The sequence below is a fragment of the Ruegeria sp. HKCCD6157 genome (assembly GCF_013110685.1).
Lineage (GTDB): Bacteria > Pseudomonadota > Alphaproteobacteria > Rhodobacterales > Rhodobacteraceae > Ruegeria.
The window spans coordinates 707,410-733,340 of record NZ_WVRB01000001.1 but is presented as its reverse complement, the minus strand read 5'-3'; the positions used below and the strand labels follow the sequence as shown (position 1 = coordinate 733,340).

The 25,931-nt window shown below is 59.0% G+C and carries 25 protein-coding genes; 7 read left to right on the top strand and 18 right to left on the bottom strand.

All coding sequences use genetic code 11. From position 1 onward, the window contains the following. The first annotated feature begins 70 nt into the window (after positions 1–70). The 3 genes from GS612_RS03345 to GS612_RS03335 are packed head-to-tail and all read left to right on the top strand — an operon-like array spanning position 71 to position 3,428. Entirely contained in the window at positions 71–1,144 is a 1,074-nt protein-coding gene (locus GS612_RS03345) for an AI-2E family transporter (protein ID WP_152458709.1), read from the top strand. Continuing rightward, positions 1,145–1,834 (top strand): DnaA ATPase domain-containing protein, encoded by a 690-nt coding sequence (locus tag GS612_RS03340; protein WP_171639077.1) that lies wholly within the window; start codon positions 1,145–1,147, stop codon positions 1,832–1,834. A 49-nt stretch (positions 1,835–1,883) separates the two neighbouring features. Beyond that, on the top strand, positions 1,884–3,428 hold the full coding sequence (locus GS612_RS03335; RefSeq protein WP_152458711.1) for a Ppx/GppA family phosphatase: 1,545 nt from the start codon (positions 1,884–1,886) through the stop codon (positions 3,426–3,428). 12 nt (positions 3,429–3,440) lie between these two features. On the opposite strand, the gene GS612_RS03330 is transcribed toward GS612_RS03335, so the two are convergent. The 6 genes from GS612_RS03330 to scpA form a co-directional block, all read right to left on the bottom strand. Next, entirely contained in the window at positions 3,441–3,815 is a 375-nt protein-coding gene (locus GS612_RS03330; protein WP_171231225.1) for a hypothetical protein, read from the bottom strand. A gap of 37 nt (positions 3,816–3,852) precedes the next feature. Next, positions 3,853–4,854 carry an endonuclease/exonuclease/phosphatase family protein gene (locus GS612_RS03325; protein WP_171232005.1) on the bottom strand — a complete coding sequence of 334 codons (1,002 nt, stop codon included), beginning with the start codon at positions 4,852–4,854 and terminating at the stop codon, positions 3,853–3,855. A 4-nt stretch (positions 4,855–4,858) separates the two neighbouring features. Next, positions 4,859–5,539, bottom strand: coding sequence for a molecular chaperone DjiA (locus GS612_RS03320; RefSeq protein WP_171639076.1), 681 nt, complete (start codon positions 5,537–5,539; stop codon positions 4,859–4,861). Positions 5,540–5,584: 45 nt separating this feature from the next. Then, positions 5,585–6,073, bottom strand: coding sequence for a GNAT family N-acetyltransferase (locus GS612_RS03315; protein ID WP_171639075.1), 489 nt, complete (start codon positions 6,071–6,073; stop codon positions 5,585–5,587). Further along, positions 6,070–6,672: a VOC family protein gene (locus GS612_RS03310; protein WP_171114825.1), complete on the bottom strand. Its 603-nt coding sequence runs from the start codon at positions 6,670–6,672 to the stop codon at positions 6,070–6,072. Before GS612_RS03310 ends, GS612_RS03315 begins: the two co-directional genes overlap by 4 nt. 105 nt (positions 6,673–6,777) lie before the next feature. After that, complete coding sequence (scpA, locus tag GS612_RS03305) at positions 6,778–8,904, bottom strand: methylmalonyl-CoA mutase (protein ID WP_171227859.1); 2,127 nt, start codon at positions 8,902–8,904, stop codon at positions 6,778–6,780. A 168-nt stretch (positions 8,905–9,072) separates the two neighbouring features. On the opposite strand from scpA, the gene GS612_RS03300 reads away from it, so the two are divergent. Further along, positions 9,073–9,519 (top strand): DUF4174 domain-containing protein, encoded by a 447-nt coding sequence (locus GS612_RS03300; RefSeq protein WP_152458718.1) that lies wholly within the window; start codon positions 9,073–9,075, stop codon positions 9,517–9,519. 76 nt (positions 9,520–9,595) lie between these two features. On the opposite strand, the gene GS612_RS03295 is transcribed toward GS612_RS03300, so the two are convergent. Both GS612_RS03295 and GS612_RS03290 read right to left on the bottom strand, forming a co-directional pair. Further along, complete coding sequence (locus GS612_RS03295; RefSeq protein WP_171639074.1) at positions 9,596–11,644, bottom strand: acetyl/propionyl/methylcrotonyl-CoA carboxylase subunit alpha; 2,049 nt, start codon at positions 11,642–11,644, stop codon at positions 9,596–9,598. 116 nt (positions 11,645–11,760) lie between these two features. After that, positions 11,761–11,964, bottom strand: coding sequence for a hypothetical protein (locus tag GS612_RS03290; RefSeq protein ID WP_170343657.1), 204 nt, complete (start codon positions 11,962–11,964; stop codon positions 11,761–11,763). A 650-nt stretch (positions 11,965–12,614) separates the two neighbouring features. On the opposite strand from GS612_RS03290, the gene GS612_RS03285 reads away from it, so the two are divergent. Then, entirely contained in the window at positions 12,615–13,766 is a 1,152-nt protein-coding gene (locus GS612_RS03285) for a DcaP family trimeric outer membrane transporter (RefSeq protein WP_171639073.1), read from the top strand. Positions 13,767–13,852: 86 nt separating this feature from the next. Here GS612_RS03285 and GS612_RS03280 read toward each other — a convergent pair whose 3' ends face one another. The 3 genes from GS612_RS03280 to GS612_RS03270 all read right to left on the bottom strand — a co-directional run bounded on the left by GS612_RS03280 (position 13,853) and on the right by GS612_RS03270 (position 16,466). Then, positions 13,853–14,206, bottom strand: a complete 354-nt coding sequence (locus GS612_RS03280; RefSeq protein WP_171639072.1) for a hypothetical protein — start codon at positions 14,204–14,206, stop codon at positions 13,853–13,855. Positions 14,207–14,339: 133 nt separating this feature from the next. Further along, complete coding sequence (locus GS612_RS03275; RefSeq protein WP_171167144.1) at positions 14,340–14,825, bottom strand: DUF6497 family protein; 486 nt, start codon at positions 14,823–14,825, stop codon at positions 14,340–14,342. A gap of 108 nt (positions 14,826–14,933) precedes the next feature. Beyond that, complete coding sequence (locus tag GS612_RS03270) at positions 14,934–16,466, bottom strand: acyl-CoA carboxylase subunit beta (protein ID WP_171639071.1); 1,533 nt, start codon at positions 16,464–16,466, stop codon at positions 14,934–14,936. A gap of 183 nt (positions 16,467–16,649) precedes the next feature. Here GS612_RS03270 and GS612_RS03265 point away from each other — a divergent pair, with 183 nt between their 5' ends. Together GS612_RS03265 and GS612_RS03260 are read left to right on the top strand one after the other, a co-directional pair. Then, a complete protein-coding gene (locus GS612_RS03265; protein WP_171639070.1) occupies positions 16,650–17,855 on the top strand; it encodes a multidrug effflux MFS transporter in 1,206 nt (401 codons plus the stop codon). Between the two features lie 63 nt (positions 17,856–17,918). Beyond that, positions 17,919–19,319: a short-chain fatty acyl-CoA regulator family protein gene (locus GS612_RS03260; protein WP_171639069.1), complete on the top strand. Its 1,401-nt coding sequence runs from the start codon at positions 17,919–17,921 to the stop codon at positions 19,317–19,319. A 72-nt stretch (positions 19,320–19,391) separates the two neighbouring features. Here GS612_RS03260 and GS612_RS03255 read toward each other — a convergent pair whose 3' ends face one another. From GS612_RS03255 to GS612_RS03225, 7 genes are all read right to left on the bottom strand, one after another. Further along, positions 19,392–19,631, bottom strand: coding sequence for a YdcH family protein (locus GS612_RS03255; RefSeq protein WP_152458727.1), 240 nt, complete (start codon positions 19,629–19,631; stop codon positions 19,392–19,394). Positions 19,632–19,731: 100 nt separating this feature from the next. Next, entirely contained in the window at positions 19,732–20,379 is a 648-nt protein-coding gene (locus tag GS612_RS03250; RefSeq protein WP_171639068.1) for a thermonuclease family protein, read from the bottom strand. A 55-nt stretch (positions 20,380–20,434) separates the two neighbouring features. Continuing rightward, positions 20,435–22,093 (bottom strand): choline dehydrogenase, encoded by a 1,659-nt coding sequence (betA, locus tag GS612_RS03245; protein WP_152458729.1) that lies wholly within the window; start codon positions 22,091–22,093, stop codon positions 20,435–20,437. A gap of 70 nt (positions 22,094–22,163) precedes the next feature. Next, a complete protein-coding gene (gene betC / locus GS612_RS03240) occupies positions 22,164–23,672 on the bottom strand; it encodes a choline-sulfatase (protein ID WP_171227851.1) in 1,509 nt (502 codons plus the stop codon). After that, complete coding sequence (gene betI, locus GS612_RS03235) at positions 23,669–24,241, bottom strand: transcriptional regulator BetI (RefSeq protein WP_171231213.1); 573 nt, start codon at positions 24,239–24,241, stop codon at positions 23,669–23,671. Before betI ends, betC begins: the two co-directional genes overlap by 4 nt. Positions 24,242–24,328: 87 nt before the next feature. Then, positions 24,329–25,237 carry a DMT family transporter gene (locus tag GS612_RS03230; protein WP_171639067.1) on the bottom strand — a complete coding sequence of 303 codons (909 nt, stop codon included), beginning with the start codon at positions 25,235–25,237 and terminating at the stop codon, positions 24,329–24,331. 40 nt (positions 25,238–25,277) lie between these two features. After that, positions 25,278–25,877, bottom strand: a complete 600-nt coding sequence (locus GS612_RS03225) for a LysE/ArgO family amino acid transporter (protein WP_171227848.1) — start codon at positions 25,875–25,877, stop codon at positions 25,278–25,280. Between the last annotated feature and the right edge of the window lie 54 nt (positions 25,878–25,931).

Here is a 25,931-nt window from a genome sequence, read left to right as displayed (position 1 = left end):
CATGAAGCGCTTGCATCATGGGCTTTGATGCGCCAAGAACGCCTGCAAGGGCCTGAACAAGGGGATCACGATGGCTTTGCCGGTAAAGGATCAGCTGAGATACTGGGGCGTCGCCGCTGCGGTTTTTGTTTTGATCCTTTGGGCTTTGGGGGATGTCCTGCTGCCCTTCGTCATAGGCGGAGCAATTGCGTATTTCCTTGATCCCGTTGCGGATCGGCTGGAGCGGTTGGGCCTGTCGCGCATCGCAGCCACAGCCATCATCACCGTCATCGGGATTTTGGGGTTTATATTGGCGATCCTGATGGTCGTGCCCGCCCTGATTACTCAATTGCTGGATCTGATCGACGTTCTGCCTGACCTTTTCAAGCAATTGCGCGGGTTCATTGAAAAACAATTCCCGTCGCTGCTGGACCGGGAATCAAACACTCATCAGATGCTGGTGTCCTTCGGTGACATGCTGAAGTCCAAGACCGGGGATGTTCTGCAAACGGTTCTTGCCTCACTCGGGTCCGCGATAAACATTGTTGTCCTTCTGGTGATCGTGCCCGTCGTGGCCGTTTACCTGCTGCTGGACTGGGATCGCATGGTCGCTCGCATCGGAGAGCTCCTGCCGCGTGACCACGCCCCCACCATCAGGCGGCTGGCCGGTGAGATTGACGCCGTGCTGGCCTCTTTCGTACGCGGGATGGGAACGGTCTGCCTGATCCTGGGTACCTACTATGCCGTCGCGCTGATGCTTGCCGGTCTGCAATTCGGCCTGATCGTGGGGTTCATCGCGGGGCTGGTCACGTTCATCCCCTATCTGGGCGCCCTGATCGGAGGCTCGTTGGCCATCGGGCTGGCGCTGTTTCAGTTTTGGGGAGATTGGGCACATGTCGGACTGATCGCGGGGATCTTTGCCATCGGGCAGGTCACCGAGGGGAATTTCCTGACACCCAAACTGGTAGGCAGCTCTGTCGGGCTGCACCCGGTCTGGCTGCTGCTGGCGCTGTCGGTCTTTGGGGCCTTGTTCGGCTTTGTCGGCATGCTGATCGCCGTGCCCGTGGCCGCAGCATTGGGCGTGCTGGCCCGATTTGCCACATCGCTGTACCTGGACAGCCGACTTTATACCGGTCTTGAACGTCAGGATCAGGAAACCGAGTAAATGGCCCGACAACTCAGCTTTGATCTGCCCGCCAAAACTGCGCTCGGGCGAGAGGACTTTTTTGTGTCGCCTGCCAATGCCTTGGCCGTGGCGATGATCTCGGCAACATCCTGGCCGGGAAACAAGCTTGTTCTGACCGGCCCGGCCGGCGCAGGCAAAACCCATCTGGCGCATGTCTGGGCCGCGGAAACCGGCGGGCGCATCATTCAGGCTGCGGATTTGCGGTATGACGATGTGCCGGACCTGGCACGCAGGCCGATTGCCGTCGAAGACGTGCCCATGATCGCCGACGATGCCGACCAGCAGAAAACGCTGTTTCACCTGCACAATCTGGTTCTGGCCGAGGGGAACGCCCTGCTGATGACTGGTCGGCTTGCCCCGAAATTCTGGGAATTGCCACTGGCCGACCTGCAAAGCCGGGTCGAAGGCGCCCATCACGTGGCGCTGGATCCGCCAGACGATGCGTTGCTGGGTGCGGTTCTGGCCAAACTGTTCGTAGATCGGCAGCTGAACCCCGGCCCCGAGGTAATCGCCTATCTGGTCAAACACATGGATCGTCGATTTGAAACTGCGGCCGACGTAGTGGAGCAACTGGATCAATTGGCCCTTATGGAAAAGCGCGACATCACCCGTTCCCTGGCCGTGCGGGTTCTGAACATGAGCCCGTACGAGATCGAGACGGGTGATTGACCCGCACCCGCCAATTTCGCATCCTCACACAGCATTATCTGGAAGACACATGGATCAGACCGCTGCAACCGACATCCCTGATTGGGGGCCTTTCGGAAAGCCACTGTTCGACGAGCCTGGAACCCGGGCATTGTCGCGTGTCGGAGTTGTCGATGTCGGATCCAACTCGGTCCGGATGGTCATCTTTGACGGTGCGGCCCGATCGCCGGCCTATTTCTACAATGAAAAGGTCATGTGCGAATTGGGCGCGGGCCTGTCCGAGACCGGGCGACTGAACCCGCGTGGGCGCGAACGGGCACTGGCGGCGCTGCGACGGTTTCAGAATCTGGCGGTTGATCTGGAATTGCCGGGTTTGCATGTCGTGGCCACGGCAGCTGTGCGCGAGGCCAAGGACGGGCCGGATTTCTGCGATCAAGTCAAGGCAGAGACCGGGCTGCACGTGGAAGTCATCGACGGGGAAGAAGAAGCCCGTTTATCAGCTCAGGGAGTGCTGCTGGGATGGCCTGGAGCCTATGGCCTGATCTGCGACATCGGCGGGTCGTCGATGGAACTGGCCGAGATCGGAGACGGTCAGGTCGGCCGCCGCCTGACTTCGGCCCTCGGGCCGCTGAAACTGCGCGATATCAAGGGCGGACGGCGCGCACGCAAGGCCCATATCAAAAGCACGATGGAACAGCTGCGCGATCAAATGGGTCCGCAGCGGGATCGTCTGTTTCTGGTTGGCGGCAGCTGGCGGGCCTTTGCCCGGCTGGACATGCTGCGGCGGGGCTATCCGCTGAACGTGCTGCATGAATACCGGATGACGACAAAACAGGTTCGTGAAACGATCAAGTTCATTGAAAAGAACGATCATGAAAAGCTGCGCAGCCAGGCCGGTGTATCCAGCTCGCGGATGTCGCTCATCCCCTACGCGATGGATGTTCTGGCCCGGCTGATCCGAACGTTCAAACCGAAGGACATCGCCATATCCAGCTATGGGATCCGTGAGGGATTGCTGTATGAACAAATGTCGCAGGAGTTGCGCGACCGGGACCCGCTGATCGAAGCCAGCCTTTTTTCCGAATCCAAGGATGCCCGCCTGCCCGGATTTGGCCGAAACCTCTATGATTTCGTGATGCCGCTGTTCAAATCAGCGCCCCCCAGCAGCGTTCGACTGATCAAGGCTGCGTGCCTGCTGCACGATGTCAGCTGGCGTGCTCATCCCGATTACCGGGCCGAAGTCTGTTTCGACAACGTCACCCGCGCCAATCTGGGCGGTTTGAAGCATTCCGAACGTGTCTTTATCGGGCTGGCCTTGCAGCACCGGTATCGCAACAAACGCGAAGGCAACCGGTTTGCGCCCCTGTATGATCTGCTGGACGAAAAAGGCCAGAAAGACGCCGAGATTCTGGGCAAGGCCATGCGCTTTGGCGCGATGCTGTGGATGCACAATGACGCCAATATGGGGCGCCTGAAATTCTATCCCAAAAAGCGGGAGTTGGAGCTGTACCTGCCCGAAGCAGCAGCCCCTCTGTTCAGCGAAGTAGCCGAAGCGCGCCTGAATTCACTGGCGAACGCCCTGAAATCCGATACGCGCGTGATCATCAAGGGCTGACCCTCGATCCGATCAGATATCAGTTGCCCCTTCGGGCAATTCTTCACCTTCATTTTCAGGCTCTGGCGGATCCTCGGCCTGTTTCCTGCGGATGATGATATCGCCATTGGGCAAGATCTCGGGCGCTTCATAAGCGCTCCAATCCTTGATCTCGGCCCCCAGCTCGGCCAGTGCGGGGCCCATTTCCCGCAAGAACGACTGCATTGCCGGGCCAAACTCATCCGCAAGGCCCAGCAGATCATCCAGCGCCGGTTCCATTTCCTTGCGCAGACCTTCGAAAAACAGCTCGGCCCCCTGCTCCATCAGGGATTTGCTGTTGTCTTCCTGCGAAAGGGCGGGCGCGGCGATGCCGGCAGTGATCATGCTGATCAGCAAAACGTGTTTCATACCTAGAATATAGCGCCCCAGCCGCAGGCGTGAAAGGTCACAGGTCGATGTCCAGTGTGACCGGGAAATGATCCGACGCCGTCAGCAGCGCCTGTCGCAGGTCCGGTGCGGACCAACAGGCCGCGTCGCGAAACGGATGCCAAATGCGCCAAGCCGGGCGGTATGCACGCAGATCCTGGGTTATCATTATGTAATCCAGAAGAGCCTCGAGAAACCTGCCTTCTTCCGGGCGGGCAAAACGCGCCGTGGAAGGTATCGATCCCGGCCGAAAACCATGAGCCGTCACCGCGTGCGGGTCGAACAAACCTGCCTCCAGCAAAATCTCAACCGAAGAGCGGCCGAACAGATGCTCGAACTCATCCAGCCCGGGGCCGTCGTTCAGGTCTCCCAGCAGAATGACGGGTTCCTGGCTGGCAACGTGCATCTCGACCCGCCTGGCCAGCCAGACCGCCTGCGCCAGTTGCTTGCGGCGGTTGGCAATCGAGATCCGGATCGCCTCATCCCGCGACCCGGCCCCATGCGGAGCCTTGGATTTCAAATGAGCTCCGATCAGCCGGACGTCGTGGCCCGACTGCGTCGTCACCGCCAATTCCATCGGTGGTTTGGAAAACCGCACGACATCCTCGGTCGCATCAATATCCAGATCGATTCTGAACGCACCATCGAACCGGGGGGCCAAGGGGTCGTCGATGTCACCCTTGGGATCATGGCGCACGGTGAGAATGGTCCTGTCGTAGAGCAGCGCCAGCTCTTGATGGGTGTCGTTGGCAAACCCCATCACCGCGTCAGAGATGCGCAGATCGAACGCCTCGGCAAAGGTTTGCAGGGCCCGCACCGTGTTCTGGCGTTTGCCGGTGTTCGGAGCCTCGACAATCAATACCGCATCCGCGTCAATCGCGGTCAGCACTTTTGCAATCGCCTCGACCTGCTGCGCCTTCGTGACATCATGCCGACCGGACCAGGTGTCATCGACGATCAGATTGTCGTTTTGATCAAAAAGATTGGCAAACCATTCGATATTGTAGGTCGCCAGCCGCATCCTGTCAGGCCCGCGCGCCGTTGATCTCATCCCAGGCGCGGTTGATGTCGATCATCTTTTTCTCGGCCAGTCTGATCGCCTCTTCCGGGACACCGCGCGCCATCATGGCGTCCGGGTGCGTTTCGCGAACCAGTTTTCGCCAGACTTTGCGGATATCGGGCAAGGGCATGTCCTGCGGCACGCCCAGAACCGTGTAGGGATCTTTTGGCGCATCCGGCACGAACCGTGCCCGCAATGCTTTGAATTGAGCGTCGGACTGCCCGAAGATCTTGCTCACTTCCTCCAAGAACGCGTTCTCATTGGGGTGGTAGAACCCATCGGCCATGGCGATGTGAAACAGCCCCTCCATCAGGTCGCAAAGCGTGGTGCTGTCTTCGGCAAACATCCGGGCGATCTTGCGGGCATAATCCTGATACCCCGCCACATCCGTACGCGCCATGTTGAAGACCCGCGCAGCGTCTTCTTCGTCTTCGCGCGCGATCTGGAACACATCGCGGAAGGCGGTGACTTCATCTCGTGTCACCTGACCGTCTGCCTTGGCCATTTTTGCGCCCAGGGCAATCACCGCAATCGTGAACGCCACCGATCGTTCCGGCGGTGTTCGCAGCTTTTCAAAAACTGCGGCCAGGCTTTCGCCATGGGCCAGCGCGCTGAGCGCATCGGATATGCGGGTCCAGATCGACATGGGCGTACACTAGCGTCACAATTCGGGACTGTCAGGTGCGACAGATCATTCAGGTGAAAGAATTTTCTGCATCAGCACAAGATCCAGCCATTGACCCCATTTGAACCCTACTTCGGGCATGCGACCAACCTGCGAAAAGCCCAGCGCCGCGTGAAACGCCACGGCACCCGGATTGGCCGAGGAAATGCCAGCGACCAGCACATGCACCCCGTCGGTTCGTGCGGCCGCCTCAAGCGCTTGCATCAAAGCCCGCCCAACGCCTTTTCCGCGCGCATCCGGTGACAGCTGGATCGAGTGTTCGCGCGTCTGCGCGTATCCGGGGCCCGCACGAAACGGGGCATAGGTGGCAAAACCAACAACTTGCCCATCATGTTCGGCGACCAGGAAGCCGGTGCCCCGCGCCGTAATATCCTCGGTGATTTGCGTCGTGCTGCGCTCATCGGTCGTGAAGGTGATCAAGGACTCGCGGATGATCGCATTGGTGATCCTGGCGATTGCGGGCGCATCCGCCGCCATGGCCGGGCGAATGATCATTCCAGCACCCGGACCCCATGAGGTGTCTCGAACTCCGCCCTGAGCGCGGCCGGACCGGTGTCGAACACCACCTGATCCAATGCACCAAGATGTCTGGCCAGCGTCAACGCATCCGGGTGGTACACAACCAAGCGCCGCAGCCGACAGCCGCTGTTTTGCAGCATGTCGGCCGGGTGAAGATCGCCCTGCCATTCGATAAGTGCGGGAAACAGGTTGTCGAACGGCAAGCGCCCGGTTGGTGGAACCGCCATGCGCCACCGCAGCGCGCCCCGGGTCAGATCGATCGGTTGCCCGACACCATCGGGAAACAACGCAAGCGAGGCTTCGATATCCTCGACCCGGCAAATCCAGTTGGTCAGACGCGGGCTACCTTCGAAGCGGTCCAGATCGAACCACCGCGTTCTGCCCGGCGTTTGCGCCTGCGGGTCGATCGCGATCGCCTCCAGATAAAGCCCGTCCCTGAGGCCCAGCAACTTGTTGTACGTCCCGAACGTCTCGTGCTTGCCGCCGGGTTGCAGCGCAACGCCAAGCGCTTGTTCGATATGGGCAGATGCGTCTTCCAGCGTTTCACCCGCGACGGCCAGATGATCCAGTAACATATGCCACCTCCTGCAAGTTTACGGCCAGACCCTTGCGGATCTGGCCGTATGTTTTCGCCAAAGAGGCGCGATCACAAGATGTTTCGACGAAAAACCCGACCTTCGTCAGCCGCGCGCTTCGCTGATCAGGCGCAGGATGTCCTGAGCGGCCTCGGGAATGTTGGTGCCCGGGCCAAAGATGGCCTTGACCCCATGATCATAAAGGAACTGGTAATCCTGCTGCGGGATCACCCCGCCGCAGATCACGATGATGTCCTCGGCCCCGGCTTTTTTCAGCTCTTCCACCAGTTGCGGAGCCAATGTCTTGTGCCCTGCCGCCTGCGAGGAAATACCGACCACATGCACGTCATTGTCCACCGCGTCCTGCGCGGCCTCGGCCGGGGTCTGGAACAAGGGGCCAACGTCTACGTCAAACCCGATATCGGCGAACGCGGTGGCAATCACCTTGGCCCCACGGTCATGACCGTCCTGCCCCATCTTGACCACCAGCAGACGGGGGCGACGGCCTTCGGCCTCGGCGAATTCCTCGATGGATTTCTGGATCGCGGCAAAGCCTTCATCACCCTCATAGGCCGCGCCATAAACGCCGGCCAGGGTTTTCACTTCGGCGCGGTGGCGGCCGAATTCCTTTTCCATTGCCATGCTGATCTCTCCTACGGATGCGCGGGCGCGGGCGGCCTCGACCGCAGCAGCCAGCAGGTTTCCGCCCTCTTGGGCAGCCTTGGTCAAAGCGTCGAGCGCCTGTTGGCAAGCAGCCTCGTCACGGGTTGCACGGATACGTTCCAATCGCGCGACCTGAGCTTCTCGCACGGCCACATTGTCGACGTCCAGAATATCGATCGGATCTTCCTGTTCCTTGCGATATTTGTTAACCCCGACGATCACCTCTTCGCCGCGGTCGATCATGGCCTGGCGGCGCGCGGCGCTTTCCTCGATGCGCAGCTTGGGCATGCCGCTGGCCACGGCCTTGGTCATGCCGCCCATTTCCTCGACCTCTTCCATCAGGGCCCAGGCTTTTTCGATCAGCTCATTGGTCAGGCTTTCGATGTAATAAGACCCCGCCAGCGGGTCGACCACATCGGTCACGCCGGTCTCTTCCTGCAACACTAGCTGCGTGTTCCGGGCGATACGCGCCGAAAAGTCGGTGGGCAGCGCGATCGCTTCGTCCAGCGCATTTGTGTGCAACGATTGGGTCCCGCCCAGAACCGCGCTCATCGCCTCATAGGCGGTGCGGATCACGTTGTTGTAAGGGTCCTGTTCCTGCAACGAAACACCTGACGTCTGGCAGTGGGTGCGCAGCATTTTTGATCGTTCGGATTTCGCGCCGAACTCGGTCATGACCCGGTGCCACAGCGTGCGTGCGGCGCGCAGTTTGGCGATCTCCATGAAAAAGTTCATGCCGATGGCAAAGAAGAACGACAGCCGGCCTGCGAACTTGTCCACGTCCATCCCGGCCTGTGTCGCTGCACGGACATATTCGCGCCCGTCGGCCAGGGTATAGGCCAGCTCCTGCACCAGGTTCGCGCCGGCCTCTTGCATGTGATAGCCCGAGATCGAGATCGAGTTGAACTTGGGCATCTCGTTCGAGGTATACTCGATGATGTCCGAGATGATCCGCATCGAGGGCTCGGGCGGGTAGATATAGGTATTTCGCACCATGAATTCCTTCAGAATGTCGTTCTGAATGGTGCCGGACAGAACCGATTTGTCGTGCCCCTGTTCCTCTCCTGCCACGATGAAGTTCGCCAGAATCGGGATCACCGCGCCGTTCATGGTCATCGAGACCGAGACCTGATCCAACGGAATGCCGTCGAACAGGATTTTCATGTCCTCGACACTGTCGATGGCCACACCGGCCTTGCCCACGTCACCGACGACACGCGGGTGGTCGCTGTCATAGCCGCGGTGGGTGGCCAGATCGAAGGCGACCGAAACACCCTGCTGGCCCGCCGCCAGATTGCGGCGATAGAAGGCGTTGGATTCTTCGGCGGTCGAAAAGCCCGCATACTGACGGATCGTCCACGGACGCCCCGCATACATCGTGGCCTTCACACCGCGTGTAAACGGACCAAAGCCCGGCAGCGACCCCATATGCGGCAAACCGGCGGTGTCTTCCTGCGTATAGAGCGGTTTGACCGCAATGCCTTCCAGCGTCTCTTTGGTCAGGTCGTCCAGCGGACGTCCGCGCAGCTCTTTCTCGGCCAGCGCTTTCCAATCCTTGGTGTCGGTCATTTCGGTTTCCTCTTGTCAATTCGGATGGCGGCAGTCGAAAGCTTCCGCATTGAGGTCTTGCGCTTGGCCGTTTCATTCAGCCGCAAGCGCGACATTTTGAGTGTTTGGTACAAATCGTCGGTCGCAATCGGTGTCACAGAGGCTATATTCGAAGGAACAGGAGGCCACATGACACGCACGCTTGCCTTTGTTTTCTTGGCACTAATCCCGATGTCTGTCTGGGCGGCGGATGGCACGGCGACGACGGATGACAGTTTTGTCCGCCCGGTAGGTGACAGCGAACTCAGCGAGTTTCTTTGGGTCAACCGACCCATCGTGGTCTTTGCCGACACGCCAGCGGACCCGCGGTTCCAGCAACAGATCGACATGCTGCTCGAAGGCGAAGCCGCAATGCGTGAGCGTGACGTGGTGGTTCTGACCGATACCGACCCATCGGCGCGGTCTCCGATCCGGTCACAGCTGCGCCCGCGCGGGTTCCAGATGGTATTCGTCGACAAGGACGGCGTGGTCAAACTGCGCAAACCTTCTCCGTGGAGCGTGCGCGAGATTGGCCGGTCCATCGACAAGACCCCCCTGCGCGAACGCGAAATCCGCGATCGGCGCGAAGGCGGCTGACCGCTTTCGCCACCCCGAAAGACCCCGGCACAGAATGCCGGAGGCTTTGATAGGTATGGCAAAAGCGCGGTCATGATCACTCGAACTCGATGATCACTTCGTCCACGGCGAGGCTGTCGCCGGGGCCAGCATTGATCTTGGCAACGATACCCTTCTTCTCGGCGCGCAGGATGTTTTCCATCTTCATCGCCTCGATGGTGCACAGCGCCTGACCTTCCTGCACCTCTTGCCCCACTTCCACGTCGATCTTCACGACCAGACCGGGCATCGGGCACAGCAGCATTTTCGAGGTGTCGGGCGGCAGTTTTTCAGGCATCAGCCGCGCCAGTTCGGCCTGACGCGGGGTACGTATCTGCACCTTGAGATCCGCGCCGCGGTTACGGATGCGGAACCCGCCCGAGATCTTGCCCACCTTCATGACCAGCGGTGCGTCATCGACCGTCATGACGGCAAGCTGATCACCCGGTGTCCAATCACCCGTCACCCGCATTTCCTGACCGTCGTCAAACCTGATCGTGGCCCCATCCTGATCCGCGTTAACCTTGACAGGCCACTGGATTTCGCGCCCGAAGGAGACAACCCAATCGGTGCCGACCTTGCGTTCGTGATTGTCCATCCGACCCGACACGCGGGTCCGGCGAATTTCTGCGACGCGATGCATGGCTGCGCAGGACGCTGCAATCCGGCGCAGGTCTGCCTCGGCCAGTTCGACGCCCTCGAACCCGTCGGGGTATTCCTCGGCGATGAAGGCCGTGGTCATATCGCCGCTGATGAATTTCGGATGATCCATCACGGCGGACAGGAACGGCAGGTTGTGGCCAATGCCTTCAACCTCGAAACTGTCCAGCGCCACGCGCATCGCCTCGATCGCCTGATCACGGGTCGGAGCCCAAGTACACAGTTTGGCAATCATCGGGTCGTAATACATGCTGATCTCACCGCCCTCGTAGACGCCTGTGTCATTTCGAACAGCAACATCGCCTTCGGGCGCATCCCCCTGCCATTTGCCGTTGGCCAGCATCGGCCCGGATGCCGTCTCCTGAGGTGGGCGATACCGGGTCAGACGGCCAATCGAGGGCAGGAAGCCGCGATACGGATCCTCGGCGTACAGGCGGTTTTCGATCGCCCATCCGGTCAGTGTCACGTCGTCCTGCGTGATCGACAACTTTTCACCCGCAGCCACGCGGATCATCTGTTCGACCAGATCAACGCCGGTGATCAGTTCGGTAACAGGGTGTTCCACCTGCAAACGCGTGTTCATTTCCAGGAAATAGAAGTTCTTTTCACCGTCAACGATGAACTCTACCGTTCCCGCGCTGGAATAGCCCACGGCCTTGGCCAGGGCCACGGCCTGTTCCCCCATGGCTTTGCGTGTTGCTTCGTCCAGAAACGGCGACGGCGCCTCTTCCACGACTTTCTGGTTCCGGCGCTGGATCGAGCATTCGCGCTCGCCCAGGTAGATGCCGTTTCCATGGCTGTCACACAGAACCTGAATTTCGATGTGACGCGGTTGGGTCACGAATTTCTCGATGAAGATCCGATCATCCCCGAACGAGCTTGCGGCTTCGTTCTTTGACGACTGAAAGCCCTCGCGAGCCTCGCCGTCATTCCACGCGATCCGCATGCCCTTACCGCCACCGCCGGCGCTGGCCTTGATCATGACAGGATAGCCGATCTCGTTCGAGATTTTGACCGCCTCATCGGCGTCTTCGATCAGCCCCATGTATCCGGGAACCGTCGACACATTCGCGTCCTGTGCTATTTTCTTCGAGGTGATCTTGTCGCCCATCGCCTCGATCGCGCCTTTCGGGGGGCCGACGAAAACCACGCCTTCGGCTTCCAGCGCCTCGGCAAACTTGGCGTTTTCGGACAGGAAACCGTAACCGGGATGGACCGCCTGCGCGCCGCTCTGGCGGATGGCGTCCATCACCTTGTCGATCACGATATAGGACTGGTTTGCAGGTGGCGGGCCGATATGGATGGCTTCGTCCGCCATCGACACATGCAGCGCGTTCTTGTCCGCGTCCGAGAAAATGGCGACGGTGCCGATACCCATCTTGCGGGCGGTCTTGATAACCCGGCAGGCGATCTCGCCCCGGTTGGCGATCAGGATCTTATTGAACATGGAACGTCCTTTGGCTTGGTGTTCTGGAAACGCAAAACGCCGCCGCAGGGAACAATCCCCACGACGGCGTGATACGCGATGACGGGCGGGACGACACGCGCCCCGCAAAATATGCGTTAGTTACAGGTGTTCTGCGTTTTGCAGTACAGCACGTTGCCCGCCGCGCCGACGGCTGCGCCAAACAACGGGTCCGCGTTGAGGACCGCCGCCCCCACTGCCCCGGCACCTCCGCCGAGGATTGCCTGTTCGCCCGTGGTGTCTCCGCAGGCGGCCAGGCCAGCGCAGGTCGCCGCAGCAAGGATGAAGCGTGAGAATCGCATTGTATCTGCCCTTTTTGGTTTCTTGGTCCTTTTCGGGTCAGATGCGCGAAACACGCCCTGTTATTCAATATCAACGGGTGCGCAGGCGATTTTTGTGCGGGATTTTGCCTTTTTTTGTCCGATACAGGCAAAAAGAAAAACGCGGACAGGACTATGTGGGGAACACAAGCCTGCCCGCGCAAGGAAGGGGTACGGAATAGTAGGTGCATGTGCGGCGCAGGCAAAGTAGAGCCGCACGGCTTAACCAGTTTGCACAGCACAATATTGGCGGCAAACACAGTATTGTTTCCAATCGGGATTTCGGCTGGAATCTGCCCACACCCGGAAATGCCGCGCAACTTCGCGCCGATACCGGTTCGATACTGCTCGGGCGTTTGAGGCCTCTTTGCCGTCACAGTTTCGTGACAGATCAAGCCGCTTTCCGCGCGTTTCGCGGTTGCAGCATCACGACTCTCGGTCAGCGTTGGGCATACAGAACCGCTTTGCGCCAATGCGTTATCCAAGCGGCTCAAGACGTCGTGTTTCAGCGCAGTGAAAAACACACATTTGCTTGAAAAATCAACATCTTCACTTCCCATTCTCGTGATTTCCCAAGGTTTGGACCTCGTGAAACGGTCCGTGTGCACACTCGCACTCAAAGGAATACCCACATGACGAAGACTAGAAAAAAGGCACTCCTGCTTGCTGCCTCTGCGCTCAGTGTGACCAGCACGCTTGCATTTGCCCAGGATGCCCCAACCCAAGCCGAGCTGGATGCCTTGCGCGCCCGGGTCGAGGCGCTGGAATCCGCCAGTGCCGGCCCTGCCAACGGTGACTTCCGCATCGGCAACACCGTTCTGGACGTTTACGGATATGTAAAGGCCGACTTCTTCTACGATTTCGAGTTCGATCAGGGCGACACGGCGTTCGTGAATGTCATCGGGGAACCGTCGGCCGCGACCGATGGCACATTTGGTGCCACCGTCCGCCAATCGCGGATCGGTCTGCGCACCACCACCCCAAGCGGTATCGGCGATATCGGCGGACAACTGGAACTGGATCTGTTCGGTTCCGGCGGAACGGCCGAATTGCGTGTACGCCACGCCAATATCACCATCGGTGACAACTGGTTGATCGGACAGACCTGGACCAACTTCATGCCGCTGGACACCTACCCAACCTCGGTAGAATTCAACGGCCCCGTTGGTATCCCTTTCGCACGGGTTCCGCAGGTTCGCTATACCAACTCTTTCGGAACGAACACGTCCTTCGCCGTTTCGATCGAAGAGAATGTCGGCGGTTCGAATTCGGACGATCCGGTTTTGACCGCATCCGCCGAATACAATGACGGGACTTATGTCGCACGTTTGTCCGGCCTTTATGGCAAGGCGGAATCCGGCAATGTCGAAGTTGATCAGACCGGGTTCACGATATCCGGCTCGGTTCGCCCATGGCAGGGCGGCCTGTTCCAGGTCAACTATGTGAACGGCGAGGCACTCGGCCCTTACCTGATCGGCCTTGGTGATCCCATCGTGAACGGCCAGGCCAATGACGTGGATGGATACACCCTCGAATTCCGGCAGGATCTGAGCCCGAAATGGAATGTTGGCATTGCATACGGCAAAGAAGACTATGACCTGCCGACCTCGACCGGAACCCTGTCGTTTACCGAACTGGAAACGATCCACGTCAACGCTTTTTACAAGGCAACCGAGGATCTGACACTTAGCGCCGAGTACATCTATGGCGAACGGAACGACGCGCCGACCGGCAGAACCTTTGACGGAAACCGCGTTCAGCTGGCCGCTCAGTTGAACTTCTGATGCCGCACACGGATCCTGCCCGGTTTCGGGCAGGGTCATCCCGGAACCGGTCTTGAAGGGCTGATATGCGGCGGCTTGGATCACGATTAGCCTGTCCCGTCGATTACGTCGGGAAAGGACGCACGGGCGGCGTCCACATCGATTACCAGCATTGCGTCATAGCTGGCCGGATCAAAAGGATCTTCCGCCGGGATGACTTCGCGCCCGAAAAGCCAGCTGAGACGTCCGGCATCCAGATTGCCCCGCTCGAACGGCTGATCGCCGAAATGCGCCCAAAGGGCCTCCATGAAGGCGACATCGGCGCGTTTGTCCGCTGGTTTGCGATCCCGGAACCGTTCCCGCCGTGTCAGCGGCGTCACACCCTTGGGATTGGCGCGGCGAATAGTGAACTGAAAATCGGTGCCTGAAAGACGCCCCGGAAACCCGCGATGTTTCAGCATGGCGACACTCCACAGCTTTGTTTTGTAGACAAAAATAGTTCGAACCCGAACTTGGATGGGATCATGTTGCGCACCTCCAAAGCCGCACCGTTGGTCTGAGAAGCTTTGACGTCATGACAGCGTAAGTTCATGGTCAAAGCCCTTCCCAGATACACCGGGACTGCTCCAGCCGGTAGGCTTCAAAATACTGTGTCGCGTCCGGAGCGGTGTCGCCAAATTCCACCGGGCGATCAGACAGGGAAATGACAACTCTGGATGGCTGCAATTCGTGCAGAGCCACATAAGGAACGGCTAGAACCTGGCACAGATGCTCCATATCCTTGGACGCCACGTCATAGCCGATCCGTCCCACTGACGCTCCGATCTTCGGGGCGACAAATCGAAAGCGCACCCAAAGTTCACCGGGGTTGTTGTCCAGCAGGACATCGCTCAGATGCACCGGCTGACCGGACGGCACCGGCAACGAACTGTCTGTCTGGGCAAAAACCGGAGCGCCGAGCGCGCACAAGACCAGACATATGGCACGATCCCGGACCCACCGAAGGCAGGCTCCTCCTTCCGGGATCGCGCGCGCAGTGCTTTTGGCCTGCGCGGTTCTATGTCTGACGGGTCGGATCATTCAACTATTTGTCGCTTTTTGTCAATTCCGCCGCAATTTTGAGCATTTTCGCTAAAAATCGGACTGCCAGTGCCAACAACCGGGGCGGACAACGCCGCCCCGAATGGGTCAAAGCGGAATATTGTCGTGCTTTTTCCAAGGGTTCTTCAGCTGTTTGCCGCGCAAACTGGCAAAGGCCCTGGACACGCGCCGGCGGGTCGAATGCGGCATGATCACCTCGTCGACGAAGCCGCGTTCGGCCGCGACAAAGGGGTTTGCAAACCGATCTTCGTAATCGGCGACATGCTGTGCGGTCTTTTCCGCATCATGCAGATCTGCCCGATGAATAATCTCGGTTGCACCCTTGGCACCCATCACCGCGATTTCGGCTGTCGGCCAGGCATAGTTGAAATCGCCGCGCAGATGTTTGGACGCCATAACAACATAGGCACCGCCATACGCCTTGCGCGTGATCACCGTGACCTTGGGCACGGTCGCCTCGCCATATGCATAAAGCAGCTTTGCGCCGTGCTTGATCACGCCGCTATATTCCTGCTGTGTGCCCGGCAGAAAGCCCGGAACATCGACAAGCGTCAGGATCGGAATTTCGAAACAGTCGCAGAACCGCACGAACCGCGCCGCCTTGCGTGAACTGTCAATATCCAAACATCCCGCCAAAACCATCGGTTGGTTCGCTACGACACCAACGGTCTGACCTTCCAGCCGAATAAAGCCGGTGATGATGTTCTTGGCGAAATCTTCCTGAGTTTCGTAGAAATCGCCTTCATCGGCTATTTTTGTGATGAGTTCCTTCATGTCATAGGGCGTGTTTGGATTGTCCGGAACCAGAGTGTCCAGCGAATCCTCGATCCGGTGAGGGTCATCAAAGAACGGACGCACCGGAGGTTTCTCGCGGTTGTTGAGCGGCAGGAAGTCCACCAGACGGCGCACTTCTGCCAATGCTTCCACATCGTTTTCGAACGCGGCGTCGGCGACCGAGGATTTCTTGGTGTGGGTCGAGGCGCCACCCAGTTCTTCGGCCGTTACAACCTCGTTGGTAACCGTTTTGACCACGTCGGGGCCCGTCACGAACATGTAAGACGTGTCTTTGACCATAAAAATGAAGTCAGTCATCGCGGGGCTGTAAACCGCTCCGCCAGCGCATGGGCCCATGATTACGCTGATCTGCGGAACCACGCCCGAGGCCGTGATGTTGCGCTGAAACACTTCGGCATACCCGGCCAGCGAAGCCACGCCTTCCTGGATTCGTGCACCGCCCGAGTCGTTGATACCGACAATCGGCGCTCCGTTTTGCACCGCCATATCCATGATCTTGCAGATTTTCTGGGCATGCGTCTCGGACAGCGACCCACCAAAGACCGTAAAGTCCTGGCTGAACACATAGACCATGCGGCCGTTGATGGTGCCCCAGCCCGTGACAACGCCATCACCCGCAGGTTTTTGTTTTTCCATTCCGAATTCGGAGCATCGATGACTGACGAACATGTCGAATTCTTCAAAGCTGCCCTCATCCAGCAGCAACTCGATCCGCTCTCGCGCTGTCAGCTTTCCGCGCGCATGCTGGGCATCGATCCGCCTCTGCCCGCCGCCCAGTCGTGCGTCGTTGCGGCGGTTTTCCAACTCGGAAAGGATGTCTTTCATGACGATTATCCCCTGTAAAATTTGCCGGGACCCTACCCCTTTGCGCCTCTCATCCAAAGCTCTTTTCGGCAAATTTGCAAATATTCAGCAACAACAATCTGGATAACTGTAAACTTGCAAAGTCTCTCGTTGAGATAACTGGATGGCTGGCAATCCAGAATTCCATCACTATACATGTGAACCATGCAGTTCAGCTCTCGCGCGGTTCGCCGCACACCACCCACATTGGCGACACTTGTATTGCTCGCGGGCTTGTCTGCGCTGAGCATGAACCTGTTTCTGCCGAGCCTGCCGAACATGGCAGCGTATTTCGGCGCCGATTACAAGGTCATGCAGTTGTCGATCGCGTTGTATCTTCTGGTCAATGCCGTTCTGCAAATCCTCATCGGGCCGCTCGCAGACAAGGCTGGTCGCAGGCCTGTTCTGCTGTGGGGGATCGGCTTGTTCCTGCTGGCCACGCTTGGATGCATCTATGCGCCCAACGTTGAAATCTTTCTGGCGTTCAGAATGTGCCAGGCGGTCGTGGTTGTCGGCATGGTCCTCAGCCGGGCTGCGGTAAGGGATATGTACGATCAGGACCAGGCGGCATCGATGATCGGATACGTGACAATGGGTATGGCCGTTGTCCCGATGATCGGCCCGGCGATTGGCGGGCTGCTGGAGGAAAGCTTTGGCTGGAAAGCGAATTTCTGGCTGCCTTTCGCCCTGGGTGCCTTGACGCTTGCCTTGACCTTCGCGGATTTTGGCGAAACGTCAGCCAAAAGCGGCAAGACCCTTGTTCAGCAGTTCAAGGAATACCCTGAACTTCTGACCTCGCCACGGTTCTGGGGCTATTCACTGTCCTGCGCGTTGTCTTCGGGCACGTTCTTTGCCTATCTCGGTGGTGCGCCCTTTATTGGAACCGAACTGTTCGGATTAAGCGCGGCACAGGTCGGCATATATTTCGGCGCCCCCGCAGTGGGCTATTTTGTTGGCAACTTTCTGAGCGGTCGCTTTTCCGTACAGATTGGCATCAACCGGATGGTGCTGTGGGGCAGCCTGCTGAACGCCTTGGGCGTTGCGCTTTCGGCATCCTTGTTCCTCACAGGTCTGGGCACCGCACTCAGCTTTTTCAGCTTGATGACCTTTGTGGGCGTCGGAAACGGCATGGCCATTCCCAATGCCACCTCCGGCGCATTGTCCGTTCGTCCGCATCTGGCCGCGACCGCCTCGGGGTTGAGCGGCGCAATCATGCTGGGCGGCGGCGCGGGCCTGAGCGCGTTGGCAGGCACCCTGCTGACCCGGGAAACCGGCGCCATGCCCTTGTTCTGGCTGATGCTCACCTCCGCAGTTCTGGCGATTTTCGCAATTGGATCCGTCATTCGGCGAGAGCGTCAATTGGGACTGTAACGCCTTGCCCTGAAAACTTTGCAAAGTTAATCTGCCAAAACAGAAAACTTGCAAAGGCACCTCATGGCCACCCAAAAGCTCTATGCCGGCGCGAAGCTGCGTGAAATGCGCACGCGACTGGCCCTGACACAACGCGAATTCGCTGCGAAACTGGGTGTTTCACTCCCTTACCTGAACCAGATGGAGAACAACAACCGGCCGATCTCGACCACGGTTGTGTTGGCTCTGGCACAAGAATTCGGCATGGATGTCACCGAGCTCAGCACCGGCGACAGCGAGCGACTTGTGTCAGATATGCGCGAAGCTTTGGCCGACCCGGTTTTTGCGGATATTCTGCCGCCACTTGCCGATTTACGCCTGACGGCATCAAACGCCCCGGCATTGGCCCGCGCATTTATCGAGCTGCACAAAACCTACCGGCAAACGCATGAACGCCTCGCCTCACTGGACGAAGCCCTGGGGCGAGAAGACGCCCGAATGCAGGCCAGCCCCTGGGAAGAGGTGCGGGACTTCTTCCATTATTGCGACAACTACATCGACGCCGTGGACCGGGCGGCAGAGCTGTTCGCCAATCGCGCCGAAAACCCGGGCAGTATCCGGCAGGCCGCTTTGAACAGCCTGACTGAGCGTGGCATTCAAGTGATGTTCTCTGACATCGCCCCTTTGCGCACCTATGACGCCGAAAGCAAAATCCTGCGCCTGTCCTCCCGCTCGACTCCACAAACGCAAGTGTTTCAACTGCTGTTGCAGGTCGCATTGATCAGTCAGGACAAGCTGCTGGAAGCGACACTGGATTTTGCCAAGTTCCAAAGCGACGAGGCGCGGTCCATCGCCAAGATCGGCCTTGCCAATTACTTCGCCGGCGCTTCCTTGATGCCCTATTCCGCATTCCTGACCGCCGCTCAGGAAGAGCGCCACGATCTGGAGCTGCTCAGCAACCGGTTCGGCGCATCGATCGAGCAGGTTGCGCATAGACTGTCGACGCTGCAACGCCCCGGTGCAAAAGGTATCCCGTTCTTTTTCGTCCGCGTGGATCAGGCCGGAACGATCACGAAACGGCACTCGGCCACGCGTCTGCAATTTGCACGGTTCGGTGGCGCCTGCCCCCTTTGGAACGTGCATCGGGCCTTTGAAACGCCGGGCCATTTCCTTCGGCAACTGGCAGAAACGCCGGATGGTGTGCGTTACATCTCGCTGGCTCGGGATGTGTCGAAATCAGGTGGTTCATTCGGCGCACCGGTCAGGCGGTACGCAATTGCGCTGGGGTGCGAGGTGCGCCACGCCCCGGCGCTTGTCTATGCCGACAACCTCGACATAAACAACGCCAGCGCTTACGAGCCCATCGGCATTTCCTGCCGCATCTGCGAGCGGCAAAACTGCCATCAGCGTTCAGTCCCGCCGCTGGAACGCCGTCTCAGCATCGACACCCATACGCGCGGCACCCTGCCCTACGAAGTCACCTGATTTCGCATGCCCAAAACTCTACCGGGAGAGCCCCGACCCGGGCCGGGGCAGCGAGCGCCCCGGCACTGGCGTTCAGGCCTTGGACAAAATCGCCCAGATTTCGTCTTTCAGCGCTGCCCGCTTCTTGCGCAAATCAACTTCGGCCAGGTCTTCCATGGGTTCGACGTTGGTTTCAGCCCGATGCACAACGCGATTGACCTCGTGATACTCATCAGCCAGACGGGCAAAATGCGCGTCCGTTTGCTTGAGCTGGCTCATCAGTTCAACCTTGTCCGGAAACTCTTCGGCCAGTTCATGCGGGGTGTGGGACATGTCTGTTCGCTCCTTCATATGTCGTTGCATATCAGTGGTAGAAGCGTGACGCGGCGCCCTCTTTGACGCGGATCAATTTCATACAGGAAAAATTCAGAATTCAGCGCCGCGCAGCACGCCAACCCGCAGCACGTGCTTCGGCAGCAGAGCAGAACCATCGCTCGCCCCTGGCTGCACTGACCCGGGTCTTGGCATAGTACCTCTGGCCCGGTTCGTGAAAGATCCTTTCGCCCTTTGACGAAACATTTCCTTTGATAAGGCATGTTTCAGAGGATTTCGGTTTCTTGCGTGCCCTGTGCACCCAAGGCACCTGTATCTGTGTCTTGTGCAATCCCCTGTTTCCAATCCTCGCGACCTGTTCGGCACCTGCATACGTGTCCGAATATTTGCGGTACGCAAAGGCCAAGCCCTGCTCTACAATCCGGGTGGCGACGTCTTCGCGTTCCACGCTGCACCGAGCAACGATGCGACCGTAGCGATCCCGATCCACCGGAACACAAGTGGTCATCCGTCCCTGAAACTGTTCCCGAACCATATGAGTGGCCCACGTCCCGCATGGCCAGCTTGATCCGTCGGAATCCTGACAGGTCTGATCCAGTTCGGGCGCATCGATACCGTGCAGCCGCACCCGAACACCACCGACATTCCAGGTGTCCGCATCGATTACGTGAACCCGACCTGCAAGTTGCTCTGCGGCATGGGTCAGACCTGGAAGCAGAAGAACAAAGGCTAAACAAATCCTTAACATGCCCCCGATATGCGCGGTATTTCACGCGCATTCAACCGGGGGCCGTTTGGAAAGGTTAACGTTGAGCGGTTGCCCAGTTGGGGTGAATCCACGGACGATCATTGGCCTTCGGCAACGGATCTTTGCCCAAGAGCGAATCCGACACTTTTTCACCCACCATGATAGACGGCGCATTCAGGTTGCCGTTGGTGATCTGCGGAAAGACTGAACTGTCCGCAACGCGCAACCCGTCCACGCCGATGACACGGCCTTGGGGGTCGACTACCGCATTCTTGTCATCCGCGCGCCCCATCCGGCACGTACCGCAGGGGTGATAGGCGCTTTCCGCATGCTCCGCGATAAAGGCGTTCAGTTCTTCTTCCGTTTGGACAGCGGAACCGGGCTGAATTTCCTTGCCCGCAAAGGGCTTGAAGGCGGCTTGCCCAAAGATTTCGCGGGTCAGCCGGATACAGGTGCGGAAATCCTCCCAATCCTTTTCATGGCTCATGTAGTTGAACTTGATCACCGGCGCGTCTGCGGCTTGGGCTGAGCGCAATGTGACCGTCCCGCGTGACGGCGACCGCATCGGGCCGACATGCGCCTGGAACCCGTGCCCCTCGGCGGCGGCCTGCCCATCATAGCGCACGGCAATTGGCAGGAAGTGGTATTGAATGTCGGGATATTCCACGCCCGGTTTCGACCGGATGAACGCCGCGCTTTCGAACTGGTTCGATGCGCCCAATCCCGTTTTGGTAAACAGCCATTGCGCCCCGATCAGGCCCTTGCTGAACAGGTTCCAGTGCTTGTAGAGCGTGATCGGTTGCAGCGACGCCTGTTGGATATAAAGCTCCAGATGGTCCTGCAGGTTGGCACCAACCCCCGGGCGATCCGCCACGACGTCGATCCCATGCTCGGCCAGATGCGCCGCTGGGCCGATACCGGACAACATCAGCAGTTTGGGTGAATTGATCGACGATGCAGCAAGAACGACTTCGCGCCGGGCCTTGATGACCTCTTTCCTACCGCCGCGGATCAGTTCGACCCCTGTGGCGCGGCCGTTTTCCATGACAACCCGAGACGCAAGACCGCGCACGATATCGCAATTGTCGCGCTTGAGCGCGGGTTTCAGATAGGCATTCGCCGCAGACCAGCGCCGCCCTTTCCAGACGGTCTGTTCCATCGGGCCAAAGCCTTCCTGCTTTTCACCGTTGTAGTCGCCCGTGACTTCGTAACCGGCCTGCTGACCGGCGTCCACAAAGGCCTGAAACAACGGGTTCTCGCGCGGGCCGCGCGACACGTGCAACGGACCGTCAGTGCCGCGCCATGCCGGATCGCCCCCATGGCCGCCGTCGTGCCAGGTTTCCATCCGTTTGTAATAAGGCAAAACATCCGCGTAAGACCAACCGTCAGCCCCCATCTCGGCCCAGGTATCGAAATCGCGCGCGTGGCCGCGAACATAGACCATGCCATTGATCGAGGACGACCCGCCGATCACCTTGCCGCGCGGACAGGCCAGGCGACGGTTGTTCAGGTGCGGCTCGGGCTCGGACTGATAGCCCCAGTCATAGCGCGACATGTTCATCGGATAGCTCAGCGCCGCCGGCATCTGAATGAACGGCCCCATGTCGGTGCCGCCGTGTTCGATCACCAGAACCGAGGCCCCGGCCTCGCTCAGACGATATGCCATTGCGCAGCCTGCGGACCCTGCGCCGACGATGACAAAATCTGCTTCCATTTCCACAACTCCTGCCCCGCCGAGAAGGTTGGATGCCTCCGGCGGGAGTATTTTCGAAAAGATGAAGAGGTTATTCGCCGCGCGGGAACCGGGCGCTTTCCTCGACGATGTTCAGATCCATGTGATTGCGCATGTAGCGTTCCGATGCTTTTTGCAGCGGCTGATAATCCCACGGGTAGTAGCCGCCTTGCCGCAGCGCTTCGTACACAACCCAACGCCGCGCCTGGCTGGCACGGACTTCGGCATCGAAGCGATCCAGATCCCAACGGGCCTCGGATTTGGCACGCAGTGTTTGCAACGTGCCTGCGTGTTCGGGGCTGTCTGCCAGATTGTTCAGTTCGTGCGGGTCGGCCTCAAGATCAAACAACTGATCAGGGTCCAGCGCACAGCGGTTGTATTTCCACTTGCCATATCGCAGCGAGACCAGCGGCGCGTAGGATGCCTCGGCCGCGTATTCCATGGCCACCGGTGTGGTTCGTTCTTCGCCCAGTGCCAACGGCACGAGGTTTTCGCCATCGGTCCAGGGGGCGATCTCGGCCATGTCTACGCCGGCCAGCGCCCCCAGGGTCGGCGTTACGTCTATTGTCGATACCGGAGCATCTATCCGGCCGGCGGGCAGATCAGGCGAGGCGATCATCAGCGGCACACGCGCCGAGCCTTCGTAGAAGTTCATCTTGAACCACAACCCGCGTTCGCCTAGCATGTCGCCGTGATCCGAAACGAACAGGATGATCGCCTCTTGCCGGGTGGTTTCCAGCACTTCGAGGATTTCGCCGATCTTGTCGTCCAGATAGGAAATATTGGCGAAATAGGCGCGACGCGACTTGCGGATATCTTCTTGGGTAATGTCGAAACTGCGCCAATCATTGGCATCGAAGATGCGCTTGGCGTGGGGGTCCTGATTGTCATAACCCAGATCGGCGACCTCGGGCAGCAGATGTGCGCAATCTTCGTAAAGGTCCCAGTATTTGCGGCGGGCAACATACGGGTCATGAGGGTGCGTGAAGCTGACGGTCACGCACCACGGGCGGTCATCCTTGCCGCGCGCCAGATCATAGAGCTTGGCCTTGGCGTTATAGGCGACCTCGTCGTCATATTCCATCTGGTTGGAAATCTCGGCAACGCCCGCGCCAGTGACGGACCCCATGTTGTGATACCACCAGTCGATGCGCTCACCCGGCTTGCGGTAATCCGGAGTCCAGCCGAAATCGGCCGGGTAGATGTCGGTGGTCAGGCGGTCTTCGAACCCGTGCAGCTGATCGGGACCGACGAAATGCATCTTGCCCGACAGGCAGGTATAATAGCCCGCGCGGCGCAGGTGATGTGCATATGTGGGGATATCGCTGCGAAACTCGGCCGCGTTGTCATAGACGCCGGTGCGCGACGGCAATTGACCGGACATGAAGCTGGCCCGCCCGGGCGCGCACAAGGGCGACGCCGTGTAAGCGTTGGCAAATCGGGTTGACCGTTCCGCCAGTTTCTTCAGGTTCGGAGCGTGAAGCCAATCAGCGGGACCGTCTGGAAAGAGAGTCCCGTTGAGCTGATCCACCATCAGGATCAGAATGTTCGGTTTTGTCATTTTTCAGCCTCGAGCAGAGTGTTGAGCACACGCATCGCGTGGTTCACGGCCAGTTGCGGTTCTTCAGGGGCGCTGAGTGCGGCGCGGATGTATAGACCATCAATCAGAGCAACCATGTTCTCGGCCGCCTCTTGCGGGTCGGCCAACTTGTGCCGCAGGGCGTGGGTCAGATTGGATTTGATGCGGGCCTGATAGATCTGCCACAGGCGCAGGGCATCATCATTGGTCTGAGCCAGCACGTAGAAGGTCATCCAAGCCGCGATCACATCGGGTGTGAAACAAGAAGGCGCAAAACACGCCCTGACGATCGCCTGCGCCCTTTCGTCCGCCGCAGCCGCTTTCAATTCGCCCCTTGCTTCTTCGCCGAAGTCCGACAGGATCCGGCGCATGGCGGCCAGAAAGATCTGATCCTTGCCGCCGAAATAGTGGTGCGCCAGCGCGCTGGACATGCCGGCACGTTTGGCAATCTGACTGACTGTTACATCAAGGGATTTCTTCAAGCCCAGCTCAGCGATTGTTGCGCGAACAATCGCATCCCGGCGGATTGGCTCCATTCCGACTTTTGGCATCGTTCTCCCCTTGAGCAGGCGTCACGGGACCACGCTAGGGGGTTTTTATTGACTCGTCAATTAATGAAAAATCAGAGAGCGATGTCATTACAGCTTCGGCGCAATACTCGGAGGCGTCAAGTCCTTGCGGTTCAACACGAATTCGCGCCATGAAATAAAGCTTACGGCGGCAAGGATCAGCGTGCCGCCCGCGACAACCCAAACGTCAACGCTTTCATGGAAAACCGCGGCGCCCAGGATCGTGGCCCATATCAACTGAAGAAACGTCACCGGCTGCGTGACGGCCACTGGCGCCGCCTGAAGCGCCAGGGTCATGAAATAGTGCCCGGCGGTCGCAAAGCTGGCCACCAGAAAAAGAACCCCGATATCCCGCAGGCTTGGCTGCGTCCAAACGGCGATCGCAAAGGGTATCAAGGCAATGGTCACCCAGATCGACAGATGTGCCACAACGACGGCGGGCGGTACGTCACGCACCAGAATTTTGGCTAATAAATACGACCCCCCAAGGGTCAGGGCCGTTCCCAGCATGGCCAGATGGCCTGATGACACTTCGCGAAACCCGGGCCGCAGGATGATCAGGACGCCAATCAGAGCGACCAGAATCGCCGCAATCCGGCGAAAGGCCAGCTTTTCGCCCAAAAACAGGGCCGCCCCCAGTGTGACGTAAACCGGTGTCATGTAATTCATGGCTGTAACTTCGGCCAGTGGGATCTGTGTCATCGCAAAGAACCAGAGCATGACCGCAACCGCATGCACGATGCCTCGCAGACCGAACAGCGTCAGTAGGCGGGGGGTCAGATGCGTCGCCATGATCGACCGCATGGCCGGCAACAGAAACACCAACCCCAGCACATATCGCAGAAAGGCGGCCTGGATGGAATTCATCGATGTGCCCAGCGACTTCACCAGCGCGGTCATCACAACAAAGGACAAGCCGGCGGCGAACATCCAGAACATGCCGGCAAGCGGACGGGACGATACGGTGGGTGAAGTCATGTTCAAGGTTGAACACCGAAACCCGGCCGGGAACAACCCTTCACATGGTAACAAGTTTCAGCGCGATACCCAACATGACCACGCCAATCCCTGCATCCAACACCTGCCACGCCCTGGGGCGCGCAAAAACAGGCGACAGGATGCTTGCCCCATAGCCAAGCGAAAAGAAGAATACAAAGCTGGATGTCATCGCACCGAGGGCGAAACCAAGCCGGTCGTCATATTGGGCCGAGATCGAACCGATCAGCACAACCGTATCCAGATATACATGCGGGTTCAGCCAGGTGAACGCGAAAACCGTCAGCAGCGCAGCCTTGAGGCTGGTTCGCTTGCCGTTGCCGATTTCCATCACCGAACCACCCAGCCAGGACGACCGGAGACTGCGCAGGCCATACCAAATCAGGAATGCCGCCCCACCGTATCGCATCACGGTTTCGAACCAGGGTGCGGCCTGTGCCAGTGTGCCAAAACCTGCCACGCCTGCTCCGATCAGGATGGCATCAGACACCGCGCAGGTCAGGCACAGAAAAAACACATGCTCGCGGCGCAGGCCCTGCCTCAGAATAAAGGCGTTCTGCGCCCCGATGGCGAGGATCAGGCTGAAACCCAGCGCGAAACCGGCGATCACGGATGTAGGCATGGTACCTCCTGCGTTGCCATTGCGTTGACTAATGGTCGCGATACGATCTATCAA